The following is a 17,541-nucleotide window of genomic DNA, read 5'->3' as shown; positions in this document are numbered from 1 at the left end:
CCGCTAACCAAATAGAAGCAAGCTTCTATTTGATCCGCTCGACTTGCATGTATTAGGCACGCCGCCAGCGTTCGTCCTGAGCCAGGATCAAACTCTCCATAGAAAAGTTATCCTTAGCTTTTACGCTGCTGTTTCGTTCAGTTTTCAAAGAACATCAAGCACAAGATATATCATACAAGAGCACTTCATTATTGTCAACACTTTTTTATAAAAAAATGAAATGACATGGACAATCGCCATTGTCATTTCATTTTATAATCTCTTCAATGCACAAATCTTTTTCGTTTTTTAGTGAAATGATTTGGTTTGTATTCATTATCTTAATCATTGGACAGGACGGTGAATCTTGTTCAAAAAAGATAATTTCCCCAACTTGTTCATTCGATAATTTTACTTTTGCTCCTAAAGAAAGGTTCATCAAAAGAGAAGCCAGCGCTTGAACAACAGAAAGATCGAATTTTCCGAAACAATCTTTATGAATTTGTTCAAACACTTTAAAAGGTGATTGCTTATTGCGATAAGGACGCTCAGAAATCATCGCATGATAAACATCTGCGACCGCAACAATTTTACTATAAGGGTGAATTTTTTCTTCTTGAACACTAAGTAAATATCCGCTGCCATCATTTCGCTCATGATGTTGCAAAACAGCGAGCTTTACTCCTTCTTGTAATGCAGTAATTTTTTGAACCATTTTATAACCGTAAACGGTATGTTGGCGCATATCTTTATATTCCATTGGAGTAAGAGCCGTACTTTTGTTAAGTATTTTCGGGTCAACTTTTGACATACCACAATCGCTTAATAGCCCAGCGATGGCGACTTGCATGTAATCCCCTTTTGCATATTGTAATTTTTTCGCTAATACACCTGAAAGAAGGCCGACTGTTACTGCATGATGAAATAAGTACTCTGATTTGGTAGAGTAATGATGAAAGAAGAGTAGCTCCTTTTCCGATTCCAATACTTTTTCAAACAAAGGCATAAACATTTTACGCACTTTGCCAATATCCACAGGTAACCCAGCCTGCCATCCTTGAAACATTTGTTTATATTGTTGGACAACTTCTAAATATAAGGTCAATATATCTTTGTTTTCCGTTATTTTTGGCTTCGGTACATCTTCTTGAATGACTTCACTCGGTCGAAATGTACTACCGTCAACAAGAACTGACTGTACACGTACTTGATCAACAAGAAACTTTTGCAATACAGTTAATAGTTTCGCATTTAATACCGTATTTTTTGGAACAATAACGCGATGCGATTTTCCGATAATATCTTCAGCTAAAATGCAACCTTCTTGTAATTGAGCTGTTTTTACTAACAACATGTCTTCTCCCCCCTTTGTAAAGCATAGAGGGGAAAAACTCCCCTCTATGCTTCTTGCAGTTGTTCTTTTTCTTCTTCTTTTGGTACCTTCGCTACTGTCGCGACATACTCCTGTTCGTTTTCTTCATCTAGACGAATGAGCTTAACACCTTGTGTGTTTCGTCCCATAACGGAAATATCGTTCACTGCCATACGAATCATTACACCGCTTGCGGTCATTAACATTAAGTCTTCTTCACCTGTAACTGTTTTAACAGCAACAACATCGCCGTTTTTTTCAGTAATATTACATGTCTTAATTCCTTTTCCACCACGGCTTTGAATACGATACTCTGAAGCTGGTGTTCGTTTTCCATAACCATTTCGCGTTACAATTAAAATTTCCTCATCACCATCCAAGCTTTCCATACCGACCACTTCGTCGCCTGGACATAATGTAATTGCTTTTACACCTGCAGCTGTGCGTCCCATTGAGCGAACATCTGTCTCAGGAAAACGAATTAACATTCCTTTTTTCGTCCCCACAATCATATGTTTATGACCATCTGTCAGTTTTACGGATATTAATTCATCGCCTTCATGTAAATGAATAGCAATTAAACCATGGTTACGAATGTTAGCAAACGATGATAAAGGGGATCTTTTAGCAATTCCTTGCTTTGTTGTAAAAAATAAAAATGCGTCTTCATGGAATTGTTCAATTGCAATAACAGTGTTAATTACTTCATCTTTTTCAATGTTTAATAAGTTAACTATTGGAATACCTTTTGCTGTGCGACTAAACTCTGGAATTTCGTATCCTTTTGCTTTGTATACTTTTCCTTTGTTTGTAAAAAACAAAACAATATCATGTGTCGATGTAATGACTAAATGCTCAACAAAATCGTCCTCATGCGTATTCATCCCTTGAATACCACGACCTCCACGTCGTTGGCTTCGGTACGTTGAAACAGGAAGACGTTTTATATATCCTCTATGTGTTAATGTAACAACGATATTTTCACGAGTAATTAAATCTTCATCATCGATTGTTTCTAAACCACCATTTACAATTTCTGTACGACGATAGTCATTGAACTTCTCTTTAATCTCAAGCAATTCGTCACGAATGATTTGTAAAACTTTTTGCTCATCAGCTAAAATGGCCTTTAAATGCGCGATGAGCTTGACTAGCTCCTCATACTCCTGTTCAATCTTTTCACGCTCTAGTCCCGTTAAACGTTGTAGACGCATATCTAAAATGGCTTGCGCTTGCTTTTCACTTAACTGAAACTTTGTCATCAATCCTTCTTTCGCTATGTCTACGGTCGCAGATTCACGAATAAGCTCAATTACCTCGTCTAAATGGTCAAGGGCAATGCGTAAACCTTCTAAAATATGTGCGCGAGCTTCTGCTTTGTTTAGCTCAAATTGAGTGCGACGACGAATAACAATTTTTTGATGGTCTAAATAATGTTGTAAACATTGTTTTAAATTTAATACTTTCGGTTGTCCATCAACAAGCGCAAGCATATTGATCCCAAAACTCGTTTGTAAAGCTGTTTGTTTGTACAAATTGTTGAGCACTACATGTGCACTTACATCTCTTCTTACTTCAATGACAATGCGCATACCGCTCCGATCAGATTCATCACGTAAATCTGTAATGCCATCGATTTTCTTTTCACGGACAAGTTCAGCAATTTTTTCAATTAACTTTGCTTTATTGACTTGGTAAGGTAATTCACGGACGATAATCATTTCTTTTCCGTTCTCTTTTTGCTCAATCTCCGCCTTGGCACGTAATGTGATCGAACCACGTCCTGTTTCATACGCCTTTCTTATGCCGCCTCTTCCAATAATTTGCGCACCTGTCGGAAAATCAGGGCCTGGCAAATATTCCATCAATTCAGCAACGGTCATGTCGGGATCTTTCATCAGTTCCAATAAAGCGTCGATGACTTCTCCAAGTTGATGCGGTGGAATATTCGTTGCCATCCCAACCGCAATCCCTGAAGATCCGTTTACAAGTAAATTAGGAAAACGAGCTGGCAAAACAATGGGCTCACGTTCTGAACCATCATAATTATCTTGGTAGTCGATCGTGTCCTTGTTAATATCTCGCAACAGCTCCATTGAAATTTTCGACATTCTTGCTTCTGTATAACGCATTGCTGCTGCGGCATCACCATCAATTGATCCAAAGTTTCCATGTCCATCCACAAGCATATATCGATAGTTAAAATCTTGTGCCATCCGCACCATTGTATCGTATACCGCTGCATCACCATGCGGATGGTACTTACCGATCACTTCACCGACAATACGTGCCGACTTTTTGTAAGGCTTGTCCGCCGTCATCCCTAAATCGTGCATTGCATATAAAATACGACGATGTACTGGCTTTAGTCCGTCACGCACATCAGGGAGCGCACGGGATACAATGACGCTCATCGCATAGTCGAGAAACGATGCACGCATTTCTTGACTAATACTCACTTCCTTTACTCTTTCAGACATACAGCAACGAACCTCCCTTACTTAACAAAATAATAAAACAAGGGGAGGGTGAACAAACACTCTCCGACATGTTTAAATATCTAGATTTTTTACATATTTCGCGTTTTCCTCGATAAACTGCCTACGCGGTTCGACTTTGTCCCCCATTAAAATTTCGAATGTTTCGTCCGCCTCCATGGCATCTTGCAAACTCACTTTTAACAATGTTCGCGTCTCTGGGTTCATCGTCGTCTCCCAAAGTTGCTCTGGATTCATCTCTCCAAGACCTTTATAACGTTGAATAATTGGTTTTGACTGTTCAGGTAACCTAGCTAATATTTCTTCAAGTTGTCGATCACTATACGCGTATTCAATTCGTTTTCCTTGCTGAATTTTATATAAAGGAGGCTGAGCGATGTAAACATAACCTTGTTCGATTACCTCGCGCATATAGCGATAGAAAAATGTTAATAACAATGTGCGAATGTGAGCACCATCGACATCCGCGTCGGTCATAATAATGATCTTATGATAACGAGCTTTTGTAATATCAAAATCTTCTCCGATTCCCGTACCAAGAGCTGTAATAATTGCACGTACTTCATTGTTGGATAAAATTTTATCTAATCTTGATTTCTCAACGTTAATAATTTTTCCACGCAACGGTAAAATCGCTTGGAAATGACGATCGCGTCCTTGTTTTGCAGAACCGCCTGCTGAATCCCCCTCAACGACATATAGTTCACATATCGCTGGATCTTTCGATGAACAATCAGCTAATTTCCCAGGCAAACTCGATACTTCGAGGGCATTTTTTCTTCTCGTTAATTCCCGCGCTCGCTTCGCTGCTAGACGTGCCCTAGAAGCTAAAATTCCTTTTTCAACAATTTTTTTGGCAACTGCTGGGTTTTCGAGTAAAAACTTTTCAAATTGTTCAGCAAAAATAGACTCTGTCGCCGTACGAGCATCACTATTGCCAAGTTTCGTTTTCGTCTGTCCTTCAAACTGCGGTGCCGGGTGTTTTACTGATATGATGGCCGTTAATCCTTCCCGTACATCTTCACCCGTTAAATTGGCATCTTGTTCTTTAAACATATTGTTTTTACGACCATAATCATTAATAATTCGCGTCAGAGCTGTTTTAAACCCTAGCTCATGCGTACCACCTTCATGCGTATGAATGTTATTAGCGAATGAGTATATATTACTTGTATAACCATCGTTATATTGTAAGGCGATTTCGACTTGAATTCCTTCTTTTTCCCCTTCAATGTAAATGGGTTCCTCGTGAAGCGTTTCTTTTGTCCGATTTAAATGTTTAACGTATGAAGAAATTCCACCTTCATAGTAGTATTCGTTACGTCGCTTTTCATCACGTCGATCTTCTAAGGTAATACGAATGCCTTTGTTTAAAAAAGCAAGCTCTCGCAAGCGATGCGCAAGTGTGTCGTAATCATACTCCGTCGTTTCTGTGAAAATTTCTGGATCTGGTTTAAAATGAATGGTTGTACCTGTCCGATCTGTCTCACCTACAACCTGCAAATCTGTACAAGGTACGCCACGCTTATATTTTTGATAGTGAATTTTCCCATCGCGATGCACATATACTTCTAGCTCTTCGGACAACGCGTTAACAACGGATGCACCGACTCCATGCAATCCCCCAGACACTTTATATCCGCCGCCACCAAATTTTCCGCCGGCGTGCAACACAGTCATAATTACTTCAACAGCTGGTCTCCCCATTTTTTCGTGAATACCAACAGGAATCCCTCGACCGTTATCTATTACTGTAATGCTGTTGTCTTCTTCAACAATGACGTTAATTTCCGTACAAAATCCAGCTAACGCTTCATCAATGCTGTTATCAACAATTTCCCAAACGAGATGATGCAATCCTTTCGGTCCGGTTGATCCGATATACATCCCCGGTCTTTTTCGTACTGCTTCTAACCCTTCGAGAACTTGGATTTGACTTTCATCATAAACAATTTGATCTCTTTGTTCCATCGCCACTATTGATCACCTACGCTTTCCTTTTCGAACAATATGTTCGAGGTTTATGAACAACTATCGTCTCATCATTTGTCCCGAGACAACTTCATACACATCTGCGTCTCGAACGACGCGATGTTCAATCCCATCTATACTTGTTGTTGTTACAAATGTTTGCACTTTGCCTTGTATAGCATTTAACAAATGCGTTTGACGAAAATCATCTAGTTCTGACAGAACATCATCGAGTAAAAGGATAGGATACTCGCCGATTTCTGAAAAAATTAAATCAATTTCAGCTAGTTTCAATGAAAGGGCTGTCGTTCGTTGTTGACCTTGGGAACCGAACGTCTGTACATCTTTTCCGTTAATCGTAAACGATAAATCATCCCGATGTGGACCGATGAGCGTTGTGCCTCGTTCGATTTCTTTTGTTTTTATTTGTGTAAACTTATCGTTATACACTTCTACTATTCTCGACCATTGTTGTTTGTCTAATACATCAACCGAAGGACAATAATGAATGGCCAATTGTTCATGGCCTCGACTAATTTCGGCATGAATCGGTTTCGCCCATGTTTGTAATAATTCGATAAACTCATATCTTTTGAGCGTGATTTTTACTGCGAGCTCCACAAGCTGTTCTGTGAGCACATCAAGAAACGTTTCGTCCGTCTGTTTTTTTGACTGAAGTAGTTTCAAATATTGATTTCTTTGTTGCAACACTTTTTGATATTGACCAAGTTCATGCATATAAACTGGAGATACTTGGCCGATTTCCATATCGATAAAACGTCTTCGAATTTGCGGGCTCCCTTTTACAAGGTTTAAATCTTCTGGGGCAAACATAACGACGTTCATGTGCCCGACATAACTGCTTAATTTTGCCTGCTCGATATAATTTAGTTTTGCTTTTTTCCCTTTTTTCGACACGGTTAACTGTAAAAAAATTGGGCCGTTTTTCTTTCCTACTTTACCTTCTATTTTAGCATAATCTTTGTCCCAACGAATTAAATCTTTATCATTTGTCGTTCGATGGGATTTTGCCATCGACAAGACATAAATCGATTCCATGATGTTCGTCTTGCCTTGGGCGTTTTCCCCTAAAATGACATTTACTTTGTTTTGAAATTGCCAACAACCTTGTTCATAATTGCGGTAATTTTTTAAAGTTAACTGTTCTAAAAACAAAGGTGCCTCCCACCTTTACGAACAAATCGTAAATGTACCGATTGTTTGAATGTCGACAACGTCTCCTGCTCTTAGTTTGCGACCACGACGTTGTTCCCGCTCACCGTTAACAAATACATCGTTTGTTTGTAAAAACCACTTCGCCATTCCTCCCGTTGAAATGACGTTTACTAGTTTTAAAAATTGTCCAAGTGTAATGGTTTCTGTTGAAATTTTTATTTCTTTCATCTCTCATTCGCTCACTTTCTATAAAAAGTGTCCATTTTTTCATTGTACTAAAAAAGAAGAGTGAAGAAAAGGAAAGCTGCTAGGTGATCTAGCAGCTTTTAGTATGTGCGCACAGGTAAAATTAATTGGAGCATGGAATCGTCATGAAGTGGTCGAATTAAAAATGGGCGCATTGCACCAGTAAAACTAATTTTAATTTCTGCTCCTTCTAACGCCTTTAATGCATCCATCATATATTTTGCACTGAAAGAAATTTTTAATTCTTCTCCGTCTACTTGTTCACACTGTACTTCCTCTACAACTTTTCCGATCTCAGGTGAGTTTGAAGAAATCTCAACGACTTTGTCAGACAGCGTGGATAAACGAACAACGTTATTTCTTCCTTCACGTGCTAGTAATGACGCACGGTCGATGGCTTGTAGAAACTCCTTCGTTTTTACGATCATATCTGTTTGGCTATCTGTTGGAATAAGCCGAGATGTATCTGGATAGTTCCCATCTAACAAACGTGAGAAAAACAACAAATGTTTTGTCTTAAATAATACTTGATTTTCTGTTACAACGATGTGAACAGGCTCATTGGATTCTTCGAGAATTTTATTTAGCTCGTTTAAGCTCTTTCCTGGAATGACGATATTGTAGTATGCTTCTGATTCTGTTTCTACTTTTGCTTTTCTCATAGCCAGTCGGTGGCTATCTGTTGCAATGCACGTAAGCTCATTATTTTCAATTCGCCAGTTTACACCTGTCAAGATTGGACGTGTTTCTGAGGTGGACACTGCAAATACTGTTTGGCGAATCACATGTTTTAACAAATCCGCTGGTATTTGAAACATATTTTCCTCTTGAATTTGTGGTAAACGCGGATATTCTTCCGGATCCAATCCGTTTAAGTGAAATTCCGTTTTTCCAGAGCGAATTGTTGTGACAAATTGATCCTTTACTTCGATTTCCACGGTTTCTCTTGGTAACTTACGAACAATTTCACTAAAAAATCGTGCTTGTAGAACCACACTTCCTTGTTTAATGACGTCAACAATAACGCGATCCTTTTCCTCTGCTGGAATAAACGATTCAATCGAGATATCTGAATCACTTCCTGTCAATGTAACACCTTGCTCAGAAGCAACGATTTTAATTCCAGTCAAAATAGGAATTGTGGTGCGAGATGATACAGCCTTCATTACATCTTGTACACTTCTCACTAAGTGATCGCGATCGATAATAACTTTCACAAAGAAAACCTCCCTAATTTATTTATTATATTTTTTAAAAAACTATTAATCATAGTACTAGGCGCTGTGATTATGTGGATAAGTGAATAAAATAAAGGAAGCACAGACTATCCACATGTGGACAGTCTGTGCACAAACACCAAACAGTTATTCACATTATTTCAGCTTCTCCATAATTTCTTTCAATTGTTTCTGTAGTTGAACGTCGGTTTGAATGAGAGCTGAAATTTTTTCGTGAGCATGGATGACTGTTGTATGGTCACGTCCTCCAAATTCCTCCCCAATTTTAGGGAGCGAACAGTCGGTTAACTCTCGTGAAAGATACATAGCAATTTGACGCGGAAAAGCAACGGATTTCGTTCGTTTTTTTGCTTTAAAATCTTCAAGTTTCACGTTAAAATGCTCCCCGACAACACGTTGAATGTCTTGAATCGTAATTACTTTTGGTTTGGAACTTGGAATAATATCTTTTAGTGCCTCTGCTGCCAAATCTGCGTTAATTTCTTTGTTAATTAAAGAAGAGTAAGCAACGACACGAATGAGCGCCCCTTCTAATTCTCGAATATTCGAATCAATTTGATTAGCAATATACAACATCACTTCGTTTGGTATATCGAACCCTTCGGCTTTTGCTTTTTTACGCAAAATGGCAATTCTCGTTTCTAAGTCAGGAGGAGTGATGTCTGTAATTAAGCCCCATTCAAAGCGAGAACGCAGGCGGTCTTCTAACGTCGGGATTTCTTTTGGAGGTCGGTCACTCGATATGACAATTTGCTTACTTTCTTCGTGTAGTGTATTAAACGTATGGAAAAACTCTTCTTGTGTTTGTTCTTTTCCAGCTAAAAATTGAATATCATCTATTAACAGCACGTCCACATTGCGATATTTGTTACGAAAATCATCTGGACGGTTATCGCGAATGGCATTAATAAATTCATTTGTAAACTTTTCCGAAGATAAATAGACGACTTTTGCTGATGGGTTATGTTCAAGAACGTAATGACCGATTGCATGCATGAGGTGCGTCTTGCCTAGGCCTACACCACCGTAAATGAAGAGGGGGTTGTATGCTTTGGCCGGTGCTTCTGCCACCGCTAAAGATGCAGCATGAGCGAAGCGATTTCCAGATCCGATGACAAAAGTGTCAAACGTGTATTTTGGATTCAGCATATTTTGTGGAAATTCTGCTTGTTCGTCATCATGCTTCCGCGGTTTACTTGTTGGTTTTAGATCGAATTCTTCCAATGTTTGATGATTAGGAATTGTGCATTTAATTTTTAACTCTTCTCCGGTAATGTCGTAAAGTGTCTGTTCAATCAGCCGGGTGTAGCGTGATTCGAGCCAGTCTTTTGTAAATTCATTTGGGACGGTAATAATGAGTATGTCGCCTTTTAATGAATGCGCAGTCGTTGATTTTAACCATGTTTCAAAGCTCGGTTTGCTGATTTTTTTCTCAATTTCGGCTAATGCTTTATTCCATAAGTCCGAAATATTTTCCACGCCGCTCTCCCTCCTTCTCCGCGCGGGTGTTTAACTTTTGTATAACCTTGTTTGTCTATAAAAAAATTTTTTTCGACCGTTTTCAACGATTGTGGACAAATATTTACACACTATGTGGACGAAACTGTCCACACGTTATCCACATTTTGTGGATAATACAAAAAACTTATATAATTATCCAGAGTAAAAACAACAATATAATAGCAGATAAATACTTATGTTGCAATGGTTTTAAAATATTATCCACAAAACGAAAAAGCTGTGAAAAAATTTTATCCACAAGGTTATAAGATGTGAAAAACTTGTCGATAAATGTTGTGGATACAGAAAAAGCGACAAAAAATTTATCCACATTCATAATCACAATATATTCAAAAAAAGATACTCCCGGAGTAGTTGACATTTCTCTAAATTTCTCACTATAATTAGAAAGACTGTCTTTTAACAGTTATTCCTCAGGGAGGTGTCATATATGAAAAGAACGTATCAACCAAACAAACGGAAGCGCAGCAAAGTACACGGTTTCCGTGCGCGCATGAGCACAAAAAACGGAAGAAAAGTTCTTGCTCGTCGCCGTCGTAAAGGAAGAAAAGTATTATCTGCATAGGCCACTGAACGATCAGTGGTCTTTTTTCTAACGGGAGTTACGATCGAGGTGTGATGAGAGCACATGAAAAAAAAATATCGCATAAAAAAAAATGATGAATTTCAAGAAGTATTCAAGCGAGGAACATCGGTGGCGAATCGGCAGTTTGTCTTATATGTTCTCGATAAACCAGAGCAACCGTATTTTCGGATCGGGTTATCCGTTAGCAAGAAAATAGGGAAAGCGGTTGTCCGCAATCGTGTAAAACGATATATTCGCCAAGTGTTTCACGAGGAGCTGGGTCGGATTGACGCAGGGAAAGATTATGTTATTATTGCGCGAGTGCCGGTAGCTACGATGGAATATGAAGAGGCGAAAAAAAGTTTATTGCACGTGTTAAGACGAGCAAACGTTTTTCATTAAATGTTTGATCGACCGATATGTTAAAATATTTCATGGAATGTATAAAGTAAGGGGGAAAAACGAGTGAAAAAAAGGCAGATTGCATGGCTGTTTTTACTTCTTGCTGTTTTGTTAGCAGGATGTTCAGAAATTAACCAACCAATTACTGCAGAAAGTAAAGGTTTTTGGAACGAGTATATTGTCTACCCACTATCTTGGTTAATTACATACACGTCTGAGTTATTTGGTTCCAATTACGGTTTAGGGATTATCATTGTAACCATTTTAATTCGTTTAGCCATTTTGCCGCTCATGGTTCAACAAACAAGAAATTCGAAAGCGATGCAAGCGCTACAACCAGAACTACAAAAACTTCGTGAAAAATATAGTTCAAAAGATGCACAAACGCAACAAAAACTTCAACAAGAAACGATGTTGCTTTTTCAAAAACACGGTGTCAATCCGTTAGCTGGGTGTTTGCCACTACTTATTCAAATGCCAATTTTAATTGGATTTTATCATGCTATTATGCGTACAGAAGAAATTGCGCGCCATAATTTTTTATGGTTTGACTTAGGTGAAAAAGATCCGTTTTTTATCTTGCCACTTGTGGCCGGAGTCACAACATTTATTCAACAAAAGATGATGATGGCCGGCACCGAGCAACAAAATCCACAAATGGCGATGATGCTTTGGTTAATGCCAATTATGGTCGTCGTCTTTGCGATCAACTTCCCAGCAGCGCTTTCGCTTTATTGGGTTGTTGGAAACTTATTTATGATTGTACAAACGTATTTCATTAAAGGGCCAGACTTAAAAGCGACGAAAGAGGCTGGGGGAACAGGAAAGTGAAACGAATCACGATGAGGGGCCAAACGGTAGAAGAGGCAGTGGAAAAAGCGTTAGCGCGATTACATGTGTCGAAAGAAGCGGTCGATATTGTTGTTGTGCAACAAGAAAAAAAGCCGTTTCTTGGCTTGTTCGGTGGACAAGAAGCAATCGTTGAAGTGACGGTAAGGGATCCATTTCATTTTGTCGAATCGTTTTTAAAACATGTTATTGAACAAATGAATGTCCATGTCCAACTCGCGTGCCAAGTGGAAGGAGAGCGTTTAGTCGTTTTCCTTTCAGGTCCAGATGTTGCGCGAGTAATTGGAAAACATGGACAAACATTGAATGCGTTACAATCGTTGGCGCAGGGAGTGTTAAATCGTTATACGGATCGCCCGCTTCGCGTTGTTATTGATGCGGAAGGATATCGAAAACGAAGAGAAGAAACACTTGTTCGCTTGGCGAAAAATATGGCGAAAAAAGCGATACAAATGGGAAAAGATATTTCGTTAGAACCGATGAGTGCATGGGAGCGGAAAGTCATTCATACGGCGTTAAGCGATGACGACAGAATACAAACGTTTTCAGCTGGAACGGAACCGCATCGCCATGTCGTCATTTCACTAAAAAGGTAAACATTCTCTAGGGGAAGTCGTTCCTAGAGAATTTTTTTTGTAAATTCAAACGTAGTGTGTATGTTGTTATTCACATGTGGATAAGTTAAAATTTATTTGATTAGCATTGTGAATAAAACATGCATGATATAGATGTGGATAATTTCGTTTATGAAAGAAGGTGAATCGCGTGGAGTTCGATACAATTGCAGCGATCTCAACTCCGATGGGTGAAGGAGCGATTGCGATCGTCCGTTTAAGCGGGGATGAAGCGATAAAGATTGTCGATCAACTATTTGTTGGTGTCGGAGGGAAACAGCTAAAAGACGTACCTTCTCACACCATTCATTATGGACACATAGTGCATCCGGAGACGAAAGAAACGATTGAAGAAGTGATGGTTACGGTGATGAAGGCCCCAAAGACGTTCACGCGTGAAGATGTTGTTGAAATTAATTGTCATGGAGGGCTCGTTTCCGTCAACCGCGTTCTTCAGCTTGTGCTTGCATCCGGAGCTCGTCTAGCAGAGCCTGGGGAATTTACAAAGAGAGCTTTTTTAAACGGTCGTATTGATTTATCTCAAGCGGAAGCAGTAATGGATCTCATTCGTGCCAAAACAGATCGTGCGATGGCTATCGCGTTAAACCAAATGGAAGGGCGTTTATCAAAGCTTATTCGTCGCTTGCGCCAAACGATTTTAGAAACATTAGCACATGTTGAAGTAAACATTGACTATCCAGAATATGATGACGTCGAAGAAATGACGCATCGCCTTTTGCTTGAGAGGGCAACGGAAGTAAAAAATGAAATTGAACGGTTATTGCAAACCGCACAACAGGGAAAGGTGTTACGGGACGGGTTAGCGACAGTCATTGTCGGTCGTCCGAACGTTGGAAAATCATCGCTATTAAACAGTCTAGCCCATGAAAATCGCGCCATTGTCACCGATATTCCGGGTACAACGCGCGATGTCATTGAGGAATATGTCAATGTTCGCGGTATACCGCTCCGTTTGCTCGATACAGCGGGCATTCGTGAAACAGAAGACATTGTGGAACGTATTGGAGTCGAACGATCACGGAAAGTGTTAAAAGAGGCTGATTTAATTTTACTCGTACTTAATTACAATGAGCCGTTAACATCAGAAGATGAACAGCTATTTGAAGCTGTCAAAGGAATGGATGTCATCGTTATTGTTAATAAAACAGACTTACCTAAGCGAATCGATATGGATCGAGTGAAGCAACTATCGCAAGGCTCACCAGTGATTACGATATCGCTTTTAGAAGAAAGAGGAATCGACCAACTCGAAGAGGCGATCGCCTCATTGTTTTTCAGTGGAGATGTGGAGGCGCGCGATTTAACATATGTATCAAACTCACGCCATATTGCATTGTTAACGCAAGCAAAAAAAGCAATAGAAGAAGCAATTCACGGCATCGAAGCAGGTATGCCGATCGACGTTGTGCAAATTGATTTAACGAGGGCGTGGGAATTGTTAGGTGAAATTGTTGGAGATACGGTACACGAAAGTTTGATTGATCAATTGTTCGCACAATTTTGTTTAGGGAAATAAGGAGGGTATTTATGCATTACGAGGCAGGATCTTATGATGTCATCGTTGTCGGTGCTGGTCATGCGGGATGTGAGGCGGCGCTTGCTGCTGCGCGCATGGGGGCAAGTACGCTAGTCATTACACTGAATCTCGATATGATTGCTTTTATGCCATGTAATCCATCTATTGGCGGACCTGCAAAAGGGATTGTCGTTCGGGAAATTGACGCGTTAGGCGGAGAAATGGGGAAAAACATCGACAAAACGCACATTCAAATGCGCATGTTGAACACAGGAAAAGGACCTGCGGTGCGAGCGTTACGTGCACAAGCAGATAAATTTTTGTATCAGCAAGAAATGAAAAAAACGTTAGAAAACCAAGAGAATTTAACATTATTACAAGGAAAAGTAGAAAAATTGATCGTAGAAGACGGTGTATGTAAAGGTGTCATTACGCATACGGGTGCCCGTTATTATGCGAAAGCGGTCGTTATTACAACAGGAACATTTTTACGCGGTGAAATTATTATTGGAGACATTAAATATTCAAGTGGTCCAAACAATCAACAGCCATCGATTAAGCTTTCAGAGCATCTAGAGGAGCTTGGGTTTGAACTTGTTCGTTTTAAAACAGGAACGCCACCGCGCGTGAATAGTCATACGATTGATTACAGCAAAACAGAAATTCAGCCGGGAGATGACGTGCCACGAGCGTTCTCGTATGAAACGAAGGAATACATTACCGACCAGCTTCCTTGTTGGCTGACTTATACGACAGAGGAAACGCACCGAATCATCGATGAAAACTTACATTTATCGCCGATGTATTCAGGCATGATCAAAGGGACAGGTCCGCGTTATTGTCCATCAATTGAAGATAAAATCGTTCGCTTCCACGATAAACCACGTCATCAAATTTTCCTTGAACCAGAAGGAAGACATACGCAAGAAGTGTATGTACAAGGTTTATCGACAAGCTTGCCGGAGCATATTCAACGTCAAATGTTAGCGACAATACCAGGATTAGAAAAAGCACAGCTCATGCGTGCTGGTTATGCGATTGAGTATGATGCCATTGTTCCAACACAACTATGGCCAACGTTAGAAACAAAAGTCGTTCAACGTTTATACACAGCAGGACAAATTAATGGAACGTCTGGATATGAAGAGGCAGCGGGCCAAGGGCTCATTGCCGGCATTAATGCAGCATGTAAAGCGCTCGGAAAAGAGGAGTTAATTTTAAGTCGTTCTGAAGCATATATTGGCGTTTTAATTGACGACCTTGTGACAAAAGGGACGAATGAGCCATACCGCTTGTTAACATCGCGTGCAGAATATCGTCTTTTATTACGTCACGACAATGCTGATTTACGATTGACGGAAATTGGATATAAAATCGGCTTAATTTCACAAGAGCGATATGAAAAGTTTGTGGCAAAAAAAGAAGCGATCGAAGCGGAAAAGAAACGTTTAAAGTCTTACATCATTAAGCCGACACCACAAGTACAACAACTGATTCGAAATGTTGGAGGAAGTGAATTAAAAGACGGCATTCGAGCAGCTGACTTGTTAAAGCGTCCGGAAATGACATATGAACATATTCAAATGATTGCACCAGCGGAACAACTGGTTGATCCTGAAGTGGCAGAACAAGTAGAAATTCAAATTAAATACGAAGGATACATTGAAAAATCGCTACAACAAGTTGAAAAATTAAAGAAAATGGAAAATAAAAAAATTCCAGAAGACATTGATTACGATGCGATTACAGGATTGGCGACAGAGGCGCGACAAAAGCTAAAGCAAGTTCGTCCGCTTTCAATTGCACAAGCCTCACGCATTTCGGGAGTCAATCCGGCCGATATTTCGATTTTATTAGTTTATTTAGAGCAGGGAAAAATTGCACGTGTGTCAAATGAATAAAGAGGGATGAATGATGGATGTAAACGTATTTCAACAAATGTTAGAGGAGAAAGGAATTTCACTTTCTCCTCAACAACTCACTCAATTCGAAACATATTATCACTTGCTTGTTGAATGGAACGAGAAAATGAATTTAACAGCGATTACTGACAAAGAAGGCGTATACTTGAAGCATTTTTTTGATTCCATTACACCTGCTTTTTATTTCAATTTCTTGCAACCATTATCTATTTGCGATGTTGGGGCAGGAGCTGGGTTTCCGAGCATACCATTAAAAATTTGCTTTCCTCACTTACATGTATCAATTGTTGATTCATTACAAAAACGAATTACGTTTCTGAATCATTTAGCGGCACAACTCGGGCTCGAAGGTGTAGCCTTTTATCATGATCGCGCTGAGACGTTTGGACAAAAAAACGTCCGTGAGACGTTTGATGTCGTCACGGCTCGTGCTGTTGCACGTTTATCTGTGCTAAGTGAGCTTTGTTTGCCACTTGTGAAAGTAGGGGGAACGTTTATTGCGATGAAAGGTGCATCAGCGCAGGAAGAGCTTGAACAAGGAGAAACAGCGATTCGTGTGCTAGGTGGTGAAGTAGTAAAAGTGGAACAATTTTTATTACCGATTGAGGAAAGTGAACGGGCAATCGTTTTTGTTGAGAAAAGAAGAAAAACACCGAAGAAATATCCACGCAAACCAGGGGTACCAAACAAACTTCCGATTGAATGAATGTTTTGAGTTCTCAAAGGTGGTGTTAGGGGGAAATGAAGCATCCTTTTTCGCGTTTTTTTAGCTTTGGTGAGAAAGAGCAAGAAGAAATCGTCGTACCAAATGAAGAAATAAAAAGAATTGCTATTTCACAAATTGTTCCAAACCGTTTTCAGCCCCGGACTATTTTTGTTGAAGATAAAATTGATGAGCTTGCTCAAACGATTCGAACACATGGGATGATTCAACCGATTGTTGTTCGAGAATGTGAAGATGGGAAGTTCGAAATTATTGCCGGGGAACGAAGATGGCGAGCAGCACAAAAACTCGGCTGGACGGATATACCTGCTATTATTAAAAATTTGAATGATACGGAAACAGCTTCTGTTGCTTTAATTGAAAACTTACAGCGGGAAGAGCTAACTCCGATCGAAGAAGCGATCGCTTATGCTCGTTTGTTAGAATTGCATCATTTAACGCAAGAGGCGTTAGCGCAAAGGCTTGGAAAAGGACAATCAACGATTGCCAACAAACTTCGCTTATTAAAACTGCCCCAAGAAGTGCAAGACGCGTTGTTACAACGTCAAATTACAGAACGTCATGCACGCGCTTTAATTGTGCTGAAAGATTACGATAAACAGTTGAAATTGCTTGAAGAAATTATCCAAAAGCAACTAAACGTGAAACAGACAGAAGATCGAGTTGCGAAAATGCTAGAAGAAAACGACGATGGAAAGCGCCCGAGGCCGAAACGAAAATCGCTAAGCAAAGACATGCGCATCGCTGTCAATACGATTCGACAGTCATTGACGATGGTTGCTGATAGTGGTGTCGCCATCGATTCAGAAGAAGAAGAATTTGAAGACTATTACCAAATTACAATCCGCATCCCGAAGAAACAAAAATAACACCTCATCCAAAATGACGATGAGGTTTTCTTTTTGTATATGAAAATATTGAAAAATT

15 protein-coding genes and 1 rRNA gene are annotated in these 17,541 nt (G+C 39.6%); 8 read left to right on the top strand and 8 right to left on the bottom strand.

From position 1 onward, the window contains the following. From ASC42_RS05445 to dnaA, 8 genes are all read right to left on the bottom strand, one after another. Positions 1-103 (bottom strand): 16S ribosomal RNA (locus tag ASC42_RS05445); the annotation flags it as partial. A gap of 144 nt (positions 104-247) precedes the next feature. Next, on the bottom strand, positions 248-1,333 hold the full coding sequence (locus ASC42_RS05440; RefSeq protein WP_055440883.1) for an HD-GYP domain-containing protein: 1,086 nt from the start codon (positions 1,331-1,333) through the stop codon (positions 248-250). 44 nt (positions 1,334-1,377) lie between these two features. After that, complete coding sequence (gyrA, locus tag ASC42_RS05435) at positions 1,378-3,831, bottom strand: DNA gyrase subunit A (RefSeq protein WP_055440882.1); 2,454 nt, start codon at positions 3,829-3,831, stop codon at positions 1,378-1,380. A 72-nt stretch (positions 3,832-3,903) separates the two neighbouring features. After that, on the bottom strand, positions 3,904-5,820 hold the full coding sequence (gene gyrB / locus ASC42_RS05430) for a DNA topoisomerase (ATP-hydrolyzing) subunit B (RefSeq protein ID WP_055440895.1): 1,917 nt from the start codon (positions 5,818-5,820) through the stop codon (positions 3,904-3,906). A gap of 60 nt (positions 5,821-5,880) precedes the next feature. Then, complete coding sequence (recF, locus tag ASC42_RS05425; protein WP_055440881.1) at positions 5,881-6,996, bottom strand: DNA replication/repair protein RecF; 1,116 nt, start codon at positions 6,994-6,996, stop codon at positions 5,881-5,883. Positions 6,997-7,011: 15 nt separating this feature from the next. Continuing rightward, a complete protein-coding gene (gene yaaA, locus ASC42_RS05420; RefSeq protein WP_055440880.1) occupies positions 7,012-7,224 on the bottom strand; it encodes a S4 domain-containing protein YaaA in 213 nt (70 codons plus the stop codon). A gap of 98 nt (positions 7,225-7,322) precedes the next feature. Then, positions 7,323-8,459 carry a DNA polymerase III subunit beta gene (dnaN, locus tag ASC42_RS05415; protein WP_055440879.1) on the bottom strand — a complete coding sequence of 379 codons (1,137 nt, stop codon included), beginning with the start codon at positions 8,457-8,459 and terminating at the stop codon, positions 7,323-7,325. A gap of 156 nt (positions 8,460-8,615) precedes the next feature. Next, positions 8,616-9,959 (bottom strand): chromosomal replication initiator protein DnaA, encoded by a 1,344-nt coding sequence (gene dnaA / locus ASC42_RS05410; RefSeq protein ID WP_055440878.1) that lies wholly within the window; start codon positions 9,957-9,959, stop codon positions 8,616-8,618. 472 nt (positions 9,960-10,431) lie between these two features. Here dnaA and rpmH point away from each other — a divergent pair, with 472 nt between their 5' ends. The 8 genes from rpmH to noc all read left to right on the top strand — a co-directional run bounded on the left by rpmH (position 10,432) and on the right by noc (position 17,483). Next, the gene (gene rpmH / locus ASC42_RS05405; protein ID WP_003397591.1) at positions 10,432-10,566 is read left to right on the top strand and encodes a 50S ribosomal protein L34; all 135 of its coding nucleotides are present in this window, start codon (positions 10,432-10,434) and stop codon (positions 10,564-10,566) included. Between the two features lie 63 nt (positions 10,567-10,629). Continuing rightward, positions 10,630-10,968, top strand: a complete 339-nt coding sequence (gene rnpA / locus ASC42_RS05400) for a ribonuclease P protein component (protein ID WP_055440877.1) — start codon at positions 10,630-10,632, stop codon at positions 10,966-10,968. A gap of 63 nt (positions 10,969-11,031) precedes the next feature. Then, positions 11,032-11,799 (top strand): YidC family membrane integrase SpoIIIJ, encoded by a 768-nt coding sequence (gene spoIIIJ, locus ASC42_RS05395; protein ID WP_055440876.1) that lies wholly within the window; start codon positions 11,032-11,034, stop codon positions 11,797-11,799. Beyond that, positions 11,796-12,413: an RNA-binding cell elongation regulator Jag/EloR gene (gene jag, locus ASC42_RS05390; RefSeq protein WP_055440875.1), complete on the top strand. Its 618-nt coding sequence runs from the start codon at positions 11,796-11,798 to the stop codon at positions 12,411-12,413. Before spoIIIJ ends, jag begins: the two co-directional genes overlap by 4 nt. A gap of 169 nt (positions 12,414-12,582) precedes the next feature. Then, positions 12,583-13,968, top strand: a complete 1,386-nt coding sequence (mnmE, locus tag ASC42_RS05385; protein ID WP_055440874.1) for a tRNA uridine-5-carboxymethylaminomethyl(34) synthesis GTPase MnmE — start codon at positions 12,583-12,585, stop codon at positions 13,966-13,968. Between the two features lie 11 nt (positions 13,969-13,979). Then, entirely contained in the window at positions 13,980-15,869 is a 1,890-nt protein-coding gene (gene mnmG, locus ASC42_RS05380; protein ID WP_055440873.1) for a tRNA uridine-5-carboxymethylaminomethyl(34) synthesis enzyme MnmG, read from the top strand. A 13-nt stretch (positions 15,870-15,882) separates the two neighbouring features. Further along, positions 15,883-16,596 carry a 16S rRNA (guanine(527)-N(7))-methyltransferase RsmG gene (gene rsmG, locus ASC42_RS05375; protein ID WP_055440872.1) on the top strand — a complete coding sequence of 238 codons (714 nt, stop codon included), beginning with the start codon at positions 15,883-15,885 and terminating at the stop codon, positions 16,594-16,596. Positions 16,597-16,631: 35 nt separating this feature from the next. Continuing rightward, a complete protein-coding gene (gene noc / locus ASC42_RS05370) occupies positions 16,632-17,483 on the top strand; it encodes a nucleoid occlusion protein (RefSeq protein WP_055440871.1) in 852 nt (283 codons plus the stop codon). The last annotated feature ends 58 nt before the right edge of the window (positions 17,484-17,541 follow it).

The organism is Anoxybacillus suryakundensis, assembly GCF_001418025.1.
In the GTDB taxonomy this organism is placed as follows: domain Bacteria; phylum Bacillota; class Bacilli; order Bacillales; family Anoxybacillaceae; genus Anoxybacillus; species Anoxybacillus tengchongensis.
The sequence above is the reverse complement of the archived record's forward strand: the minus strand, read 5'-3'. Positions and strand labels throughout refer to the sequence as shown.